Annotated in this window: 8 protein-coding genes; 6 read left to right on the plus strand and 2 right to left on the minus strand. The window is 45.1% G+C overall.

Annotation, left to right across the window (positions count from 1 at the left end; translation table 11 throughout):
• From BZJ18_RS16215 to BZJ18_RS16240, 6 genes are all read left to right on the plus strand, one after another.
• A partial coding sequence (locus BZJ18_RS16215) for a UDP-3-O-(3-hydroxymyristoyl)glucosamine N-acyltransferase (protein ID WP_108743173.1) occupies positions 1 to 653 on the plus strand: 653 nt, incomplete at its 5' end.
• Positions 653 to 1876, plus strand: coding sequence for a glycosyltransferase family 4 protein (locus BZJ18_RS16220; protein WP_077458304.1), 1224 nt, complete (start codon positions 653 to 655; stop codon positions 1874 to 1876). The genes BZJ18_RS16215 and BZJ18_RS16220, both read left to right, overlap by 1 nt.
• 2 nt (positions 1877 to 1878) lie before the next feature.
• Positions 1879 to 2487 carry a sugar transferase gene (locus BZJ18_RS16225; protein WP_077458316.1) on the plus strand — a complete coding sequence of 203 codons (609 nt, stop codon included), beginning with the start codon at positions 1879 to 1881 and terminating at the stop codon, positions 2485 to 2487.
• The gene (locus tag BZJ18_RS16230) at positions 2468 to 3112 is read left to right on the plus strand and encodes an acetyltransferase (RefSeq protein ID WP_077458306.1); all 645 of its coding nucleotides are present in this window, start codon (positions 2468 to 2470) and stop codon (positions 3110 to 3112) included. Before BZJ18_RS16225 ends, BZJ18_RS16230 begins: the two co-directional genes overlap by 20 nt.
• Before the next feature lie 2 nt (positions 3113 to 3114).
• Entirely contained in the window at positions 3115 to 4290 is a 1176-nt protein-coding gene (locus BZJ18_RS16235; RefSeq protein WP_077458308.1) for a DegT/DnrJ/EryC1/StrS family aminotransferase, read from the plus strand.
• Positions 4291 to 4354: 64 nt separating this feature from the next.
• Positions 4355 to 6301 (plus strand): polysaccharide biosynthesis protein, encoded by a 1947-nt coding sequence (locus BZJ18_RS16240; protein WP_077458310.1) that lies wholly within the window; start codon positions 4355 to 4357, stop codon positions 6299 to 6301.
• Positions 6302 to 6382: 81 nt separating this feature from the next.
• Here BZJ18_RS16240 and galE read toward each other — a convergent pair whose 3' ends face one another.
• Together galE and BZJ18_RS16250 are read right to left on the minus strand one after the other, a co-directional pair.
• The gene (gene galE, locus BZJ18_RS16245; RefSeq protein ID WP_077458312.1) at positions 6383 to 7393 is read right to left on the minus strand and encodes a UDP-glucose 4-epimerase GalE; all 1011 of its coding nucleotides are present in this window, start codon (positions 7391 to 7393) and stop codon (positions 6383 to 6385) included.
• Positions 7394 to 7512: 119 nt separating this feature from the next.
• Positions 7513 to 8265, minus strand: a complete 753-nt coding sequence (locus BZJ18_RS16250; protein WP_077458314.1) for a S1 family peptidase — start codon at positions 8263 to 8265, stop codon at positions 7513 to 7515.
• Between the last annotated feature and the right edge of the window lie 220 nt (positions 8266 to 8485).

Consider the following 8485-nt stretch of genomic DNA (forward strand, 5'->3'; position numbering starts at 1 on the left):
GGATTATAGTTGCTGATAACCCGAGACTATCTTTTATTAAAACACTCGAATTTCTATCCTGCGAAATTGGATTTTCTACTTGGCAAAGCCCGCCAGTTATTGACCCAAGCGCGACGATAGGTGAGAACGTAGTTATAGAAAATGGTTGTGTAATAGGCGAAAACACCATCATTGAACATAACGTTGTGTTACACAAAGGGACCCGAATCGGTAAGAATAGTCGAATTCGTTCCAATTGCTCAGTTGGTGGTGATGGTTTTGGTTTTGAACGGCTAAAAGATGGTACGCCAATTAGGTTCATCCACTTAGGTGGAGTGGTCATAGGTGATAATGTAGAGATCGGTGCACTCAATAGTATTGCTCGAGGTACTCTATCAGACACGGTCGTAAACGATAATGTGAAGACGGATAACCTAGTCCATATTGCACATAATTGTATAGTTGGAGAAAACTCTCTAATAACTGCTTGTGCGGAGTTAAGCGGGGGGGTTCAAATTGGTAAGAATGTTTGGATTGGTCCAAATGCAGCAATGATGCAAAAGATTAGGATCGGGGATAATTCCCTGGTTGGTCTTGGTGCTGTTGTGACTAAGCCTGTCCCGGAAAACACAATCGTGGCTGGAAATCCCGCAAAAAAAATCAGGGAAATTTGATGATGGCTACTGTTTGGATTGTTTACCAGTATGCTTCTACTCCCGAAACAGGTATGGGAGGACGTCATTTCTATATTGCTGAAGAGTTGGCTAAGTTAGGTCATAGTGTTTATGTAATAGCATCCAGTGCTAATCATTTACTTATAGAACCGCCTAAGATGAAGCAGAAGTTTCATATTGAACGTATTGCTGGGTTTAACTTTGTTTGGGTGAAAATGCCAGAGTACGAGGGAGCTCATAGTAAACAAAGAGTAGTTAACTGGTTTTTATTTTCTATTAAAATTCAAAATCTTGCGAGTTTTATTCCTGAAAAGCCTGATGCTATTTTATGTTCATCTCCATCTCCCGTTGCATTTTTGGGTGCTGAGAAGTTAGCTAAAAAGTTTAAAGCTAAACTTTTATTTGAGGTGCGTGACATTTGGCCTCTAACTCTTGTCAAACTTGGAGGCTTTTCTCATAATCATCCGTTTATTCGTATGATGCAATGGATAGAAGATCGTGCTTATAGGAAATCGGATGCGGTCGTTTCAAATTTAAGAAACGCTGTCGAACATATGGTCGCACATGGCTTAGCACGAGATAAATTTAGCTGGATTTCAAATGGTTTTTCTTTGCGTGAAGTTTGTGAAGGCAACACTATTGATGCTGAAACAGCAGCTCAAATACCATGTGATAAGTTTATTGTTGGATATGCAGGCACATTTGGTTTGGCCAATGATTTATACAGTTTGATTGATGCAGCTAAACTAATTGAAGAACACTTGGATATACTGATTGTCCTTGTTGGCGAAGGTCGAGAGAGAAAGGCGTTAGAGGATTATATTGCTGAGAATTCAATTAAGAATGTTCAGCTGTTGGGGTTTATCCCTAAACCAAAAATTCAAAGTATGCTGTCGAAATTTGATGTTTTAGCAATTGGAGCTAAAGGAGATCCATTATATAAGTATGGTGTTTCGCCTAACAAGTTGTTCGATTATCTCTATGCGAGAAAGCCAATTATTTATCATCTAGATTCTGGAGATTATAACCCTGTTAAAGATGCAGGATGTGGTTTTGAGGTCATGCCAGAAAATCCTTCACATATTGCTGAAGCTATTCTGAAACTCTATGAAATGACCAAAGAAGAGCGTGAACAAATGGGAAGGAACGGTCGAGAGACGGCTATTAAACAGTATGAATATGGATTTCTTGCGAATAAACTTGCTAAAGTTCTGTTTGATTGATGATTAAACGTATTTTTGATGTTTTTGCATCTTCTATAGGATTATTACTGTTTTCTCCAGTTATAACCTTTATTGCAGTGAAAGTCCGTAAAAACCTCGGATCGCCCATACTTTTCCGGCAAACCCGCCCCGGGTTAAACGGAGAGCCTTTCGAAATGATAAAGTTTCGAACTATGAAAGATGCTGTTGATAAAAATGGGAATACCCTTCCTGATTCTGAGCGTATGACGCCATTTGGTCAAAAGTTACGTAATATGAGCCTCGATGAGTTACCGGAGTTATGGAATGTGCTCAAAGGCGATATGAGTCTTGTCGGGCCTCGACCACTACTGATGCAGTATTTACCCTTGTACAGTAAAGAACAGGCACGCCGTCATAATGTTCGCCCGGGTATCACTGGTTGGGCACAAGTCAATGGCCGTAATGCGATTAGTTGGGAAGAAAAGTTCAAACTAGATGTATGGTACGTTGATAACCACTCACTTTGGTTAGACATAAAAATACTCTTTTTAACCATAAAGAAAGTCATTGCGAAAGACGGTATATCAGCACAGGACCATGTTACGGCTGCACCATTTGAAGGAACCAATAATGACGAAAACAGGAAGTAAGTGTGCTGTCTTGGGTGCAAGTGGTCATGGGAAGGTGGTTGCAGAGATCGCAGAGTTGAATGGGTTTAGTGACATTCATTTTTTTGATGATCGCTGGCCAACAATTAGCAACGTTGAGCACTGGAATATTCATGGGAATAGCGAAATGTTGCTCACGCATGCCACAGAATATCAAACCATTATTGTTGCGATTGGGAATAACAGTACTCGGCTCGAAAAGCATCAAGCGTTAATTGCACATGGAGCGGTAAGCACACCACTTGTTCATCCGAAAGCAATCGTTAGCCATTATGCAGTCTTAGAGCCCGGAACGGTCGTGATGGCAGGAGCTGTGGTTAATCCGTTTAGTCGTATTGGTCAGGCGTGCATTGTGAATACTTCAGCAACGATTGACCACGATTGTGATATCGCACAAGGAGTACACGTTAGCCCAGGTGCGCATTTAGCTGGCGGTGTACAAGTTGCGTCTGAGGCGTGGATAGGGGCGGGCGCGACGATAAAGCCTCTAGTAAAAATCGGCGCTAAGGCAGTAATCGGGGCAGGCGCCACTGTATTACGAGACGTCGAAAGTGACCAAACCCAAATCGGAATTCCGGCAAAGCCACTGATAAAAAAGGAAGTTTGATCGTGTTGAATAGTCCATTTTCTCCCTGGCCGAGCTTCACGCAAGAAGAAGCTGATGCCGTAAGCCGTGTATTACTTTCGAATCGCGTCAATTATTGGACAGGAACAGAGTGCCGACAATTCGAGGAAGAATTTTCACAGTGGGCTGACTGTAATTATGCAGTGGCATTGGCGAACGGGACGTTGGCTCTCGATGTCGCGTTAAAGGCGTTAGATGTTGGTGCTGGCGATGAAGTTATTACAACACCGAGAACCTTTTTAGCGACAGCCTCATCGATCGTCACCGCTGGCGCTATACCGGTTTTTGCTGACGTTGATTGTGATAGCCAAAATATCAGCGCAGAAACGATCAAGCCGCTTATCACAGAGAAAACCAAGGCGATCATCGTTGTTCACTTAGCTGGAATGCCGGCGGAAATGGATGCGATTATGGCTTTGGCGGAACAACATAACTTAGCAGTAATAGAGGACTGCGCCCAAGCACATGGTGCTAAGTATAAGGGGCGGAGTGTTGGTTCCATAGGGCACATCGGTGCATGGTCATTTTGCCAAGACAAAATCATGACTACGGGTGGTGAAGGCGGCATGGTTACCACGAATGATAAAGGTTTATGGTCGCGCATGTGGTCGTATAAAGATCATGGCAAGAGCTGGGGTGCCGTGTACGAGCAAGCCCACCCTCCCGGATTTCGATGGCTGCACAATAGCTTTGGTACCAATTGGCGAATGACAGAGATGCAGGCAGTAATTGGCCGTATTCAACTTAAAAGAATGGCCGAGTGGACGGAGCTGCGTCAAAGAAATGCCAGAATACTCAATGAAGCTGTCAGTGATCTACCCGTTATAAGGCAAATTAAATTGCCAGATTACATCGAACACGCTGCATACAAACATTACCTATTTATCAATCCTCATTACTTAAAACCGGAGTGGACAAGAGACAAGGTTTTAGAGGAGATTAATCAATTGGGGGTTCCTGCGCTACAAGGCAGCTGCTCAGAGGTATACAACGAAAAAGCCTTTGACGGTACAGGTTTTCGGCCTGCTACTCCACTTCCTAATGCTCAATATCTCGGGGAAACAAGCATGATGTTTCTTGTTCATCCTACTTTAACGAAGCAAGAAATCGAAAAAACAGCCGAAGTACTCAGGCAAGTATTAATGAATGCCTCAAAGTAATTACTAGTCTCCACTTTTCATAATAAAAAGCTATCTATTTAAACCCTTTTCTGAGAGTACTTGCATGCGCATACTAATGAAAATATGGTCGATGCCTCGTTTTTATAAAAGGCTTATCAGCTTGTTGTTGGACACATGTATTATTGTATCTTGTTTCTATTTGGCTTTCTCTGTAAGACTTGGCGAAGTATATATTCCTCTGTCAGATCAAACCATTAGTGTGCTTGCAGGGACGATATTCGTTACCCTTATAAGTTTTACTCGGTTAGGGCTATATCGTGCAGTTTTAAGATACCTTACATTTCATGCACTTGTTGTTGTGGCCATTGGGGCATTTATTTCGGCAGTAACTGTTGCAGTTCTATCGTTTTATTTGAACGCTAACATTCCGCGTACTGTCCCATTTATCTACTTTACCTTTCTTGTATTATTGGCTGGGGGCGCGAGAATGGCTGTCCGGCTCCTCATTGAATATACCCATAAGAATCGTCATTCTGCGCRAGTACTAATTTACGGTGCTGGGAACACCGGTAGGCAGCTGGCAATTGCGTTACGCAGTGCTAGTCATTACCAAGTAAAGGCTTTCATTGATGGAAACAAAACACTGGCTTATACAGTCATCCAAGGGTTGACTGTTTATCCGCCTGAAACAGTCCAAGATTTAGTTAGTAAGCATGATATAGATAAGATCTTATTGGCGATGCCACGTTCAAATCGCACTGAGCGAAAGCGCGTGATTGACAGTTTGTTACATCTACCAGTAGAAGTCCTCACGGTGCCTGATTTTGATGATATCGTGGAGGGAAATGCGACGGTCGATCAATTAAAAGATGTTGCCATCGATGATTTACTCGGTAGAGATCCAGTTGCGCCATCTCCCGAACTCATGCAAGCCAACTTGTTTGAAAAGGTGGTCATGGTCACCGGCGCGGGAGGCTCAATTGGCAGTGAGCTGTGTCGCCAAATACTCGCGCAATCACCCAAAACGTTAGTGCTTCTCGAGCTGTCAGAATACTGCTTGTATCAAATTGACAAAGAGTTAAATCAACTGACTAAACAGTTAAACGTTGCGACGCAAATAGTTCCTCTGTTGGGCTCGGTACAAAGGCCAAACCGATTAACTACCATCATGAAAGCATTTGACGTTCAAACGGTCTATCACGCGGCGGCGTATAAACACGTTCCCTTGGTTGAATACAATGTGATCGAAGGGGTTCGTAACAATGTGTTCGGGACCTACCACTGTGCAAAAGCGGCGATAGCCGCGAATGTAGAATCCTTTGTTCTGATATCCACCGATAAGGCTGTGCGCCCAACCAACATTATGGGGGCGAGCAAGCGTATGGCAGAACTCGCGCTGCAGGCGCTGGCTGACGAAACAGGTAAATCCCATCAAACGCGGTTTTGTATGGTGCGGTTTGGGAACGTGCTCGGATCGTCCGGTTCGGTGATCCCTTTATTCAAGCGTCAAATCGCGGAAGGGAACGCAGTGACGGTAACGCACCCTGATATCATTCGTTACTTTATGACCATTCCAGAGGCAGCACAGCTCGTGATCCAAGCGGGGGCAATGGCAAAGGGTGGAGACGTGTTTGTGCTCGATATGGGCGAGCCGGTTAAGATCGTTGATCTGGCCGAGAAGCTGATCCGCTTGTCCGGGCTAGAAGTGAAGTCTGAAGATAACCCTAACGGTGATATTGAAATTCAATACACAGGGCTGCGTCCTGGTGAAAAGCTGTATGAAGAATTACTCATTGGCGATAACGTATCGGGTACTGGGCACGAACGTATCATGGCCGCCCACGAGACGTATCTATCTTTGAGTTTGTTCGAGCACATTCTTACTGAGTTAGACACTGCCTGCCAAGCATTTGACTACCCAACCATTCAACGTATCTTACAAGACGCGCCTACACAGTTTACCCGCAAGCACGAGCTTGGCGATCTTGTATGGCAAGCGAGCCAACCGGTAAGTCGCGAGAATGTTATCCATTTGGGGACAAAAAAATAAACGCCTCAGCACATAGTGACTGAGGCGCTTTTCCTCGAAAAGCGCTCTCCGCGTATATCGAGGCTTATCTACGACAGTGAATTATTCATACCCATTTGGGTTCATTGATTGCCAACGCCAGGTATCCGCTACCATGGTTTGCAAAGACCGTTGTGCGCGCCAACCTAGAACAGATTCTGCATAGGCAGGGTCCGCCCAACATTCGGCAATGTCGCCGGCACGACGAGGCATGATCTCGTAAGGAATGGGACGATCTGCAGCGGCTTCAAATGCATGTACCATTTCCAACACGCTGTTACCTTGGCCAGTACCCAGATTAAAAATATGCGTGCCTGCTTTATGGGTCATATTGTCTAATGCCGCCAAATGCCCGTCGGCTAAGTCCACCACATGAATATAATCACGTACGCCGGTGCCATCAGGTGTATCGTAATCGTTACCAAACACGCCCAATTTCTCGCGCCGGCCGACGGCGACTTGTGCAACGAACGGCAACAGATTGTTTGGAGTGCCTTGCGGATCTTCGCCCAATAAGCCAGATTCATGTGCGCCGACGGGATTAAAGTAGCGCAGCAAGGTCACACTCCACTCAGGGTTAGCGGCTTGGAAATCCCGTAAACATTCTTCTACCATAAGCTTACTGCGGCCATAAGGGTTGGTGGCGGAGGTAGGAAAGTCTTCACGGATGGGCACAGACGCGGGATCGCCATAAACGGTAGCGGATGAGCTGAAGATCAGTGACTTCACGTTAGCCTGCTGCATTGCTGCGACCAAGTTCAGCGTGCCTGACACATTATTATCATAATACTTCAGCGGCAGTGCGACGGATTCTCCCACTGCTTTTAAGCCAGCGAAATGGATCACGCTATCAATTTGGTGCGCGGCGAACACTGAATCTAAAAAGGCACGATCGCGAATATCACCTTCAAGAAAGAGTGGGCGCTTACCGGCTACACGCTCAATGCGATCGAGCACCAAGGGCTTACTGTTCGATAAATTATCTACCACAATCGGTGTATGGCCGGCGGCGAGTAATTGAATGCACGTATGGCTGCCAATATAGCCAGTGCCACCTGTGACGAGAACGTTCATAATGCTTGCCTAGTTTCTTGTTCAGGCGCAAGAGTTTAGCAGGCGAAAAACGAATAAACTAGCCAAGCAGAAAGATTTACCTCAGTAATATCTCTCTGCTTATTGTGTTAGTACTGTCACTAAGGCTGAGAATCCAGCAATTTCATCTCTGTCACATGTTCATTGTGGGCGATATCTTGTTCAACGGGTAAAGCCAAGGGGCTCAGCCCGCCATAGCGTGCGGCTTTGGTTTCAAGCCATGCATGAATATAGTTAATCGAAACAAAAATCGTCATTCTCGCCAAATCTAACCGCTCACCGTTATCGAGCGTGGTTTTCTCTGGGTGTGCAAACCCAACTAAAATTCCCACCAACTCGCCATTGCTGTTAAAGGCACCGCCACCACTCATGCCGCCGCGTACTGGCGCATCGGTAATGCTCGAAGGGCAATTCTCCACTTCTTTAAAGCCCGAGATCATTAAATCCATATAATAGTGGCCGCTCGCGTTCAGCACATTCCCTGCACTTGATTTACCATACACCTCTATTGCGTCACCTTGATAAACTAACCCGAGTGGCGGCAGCGCCAAGTCTCGATTATCGGCCTCGATCAATGCGACATCGCAACGCGGATGCACCGCGATCACTTTATCGCGAGAAAAGTCGGCAACATGCGCCGCAGTGAGACTCAATGTTGGTGTAATCGGCACGCTGGTACCGAACTTACCACGCTCTAGCAGGGAAGAAGGTTTGACCATGTCAATCGGAGGATGGGTGGTAACTACGCGGTGATCGCCATTCGATACCGTACAGCCTGCCATCCATATGGATAGACTTAATATACCGAATGCCATACCTAATTTTTTCCACAACACGAGGCGGACACGGGACATAGGCCCTCCTTACTCTTAACCACTGCTTAAAGGTCAAGCCCCGATGCGCATCAAACGGCTTACATACATTAATAATAGATAAATAACTTAATAACGCTTCAAAAATAAGACAGGCAGGGGAAAGGAGCAGTAACTCACTAAAAAGATAAAAAATTTTAATAGAAAAAAATGAAACAAAGATTAGACAAAAGTGATGTATATCACGATATATAGACAGGAG

This window comes from Salinivibrio sp. IB872, assembly GCF_001995345.1.
In the GTDB taxonomy this organism is placed as follows: domain Bacteria; phylum Pseudomonadota; class Gammaproteobacteria; order Enterobacterales; family Vibrionaceae; genus Salinivibrio; species Salinivibrio proteolyticus.

What these genes read in the sequence shown, in the direction of transcription:
- BZJ18_RS16220 (WP_077458304.1), top strand. Translation starts at nt 653, where the DNA reads ATGATGGCTACTGTTTGGATTGTTTACCAGTATGCTTCTACTCCCGAA.
- BZJ18_RS16230 (WP_077458306.1), top strand. Translation starts at nt 2,468, where the DNA reads ATGACGAAAACAGGAAGTAAGTGTGCTGTCTTGGGTGCAAGTGGTCAT.
- galE (WP_077458312.1), bottom strand. Translation starts at nt 7,393, where the DNA reads ATGAACGTTCTCGTCACAGGTGGCACTGGCTATATTGGCAGCCATACG.
- BZJ18_RS16250 (WP_077458314.1), bottom strand. Translation starts at nt 8,265, where the DNA reads ATGTCCCGTGTCCGCCTCGTGTTGTGGAAAAAATTAGGTATGGCATTC.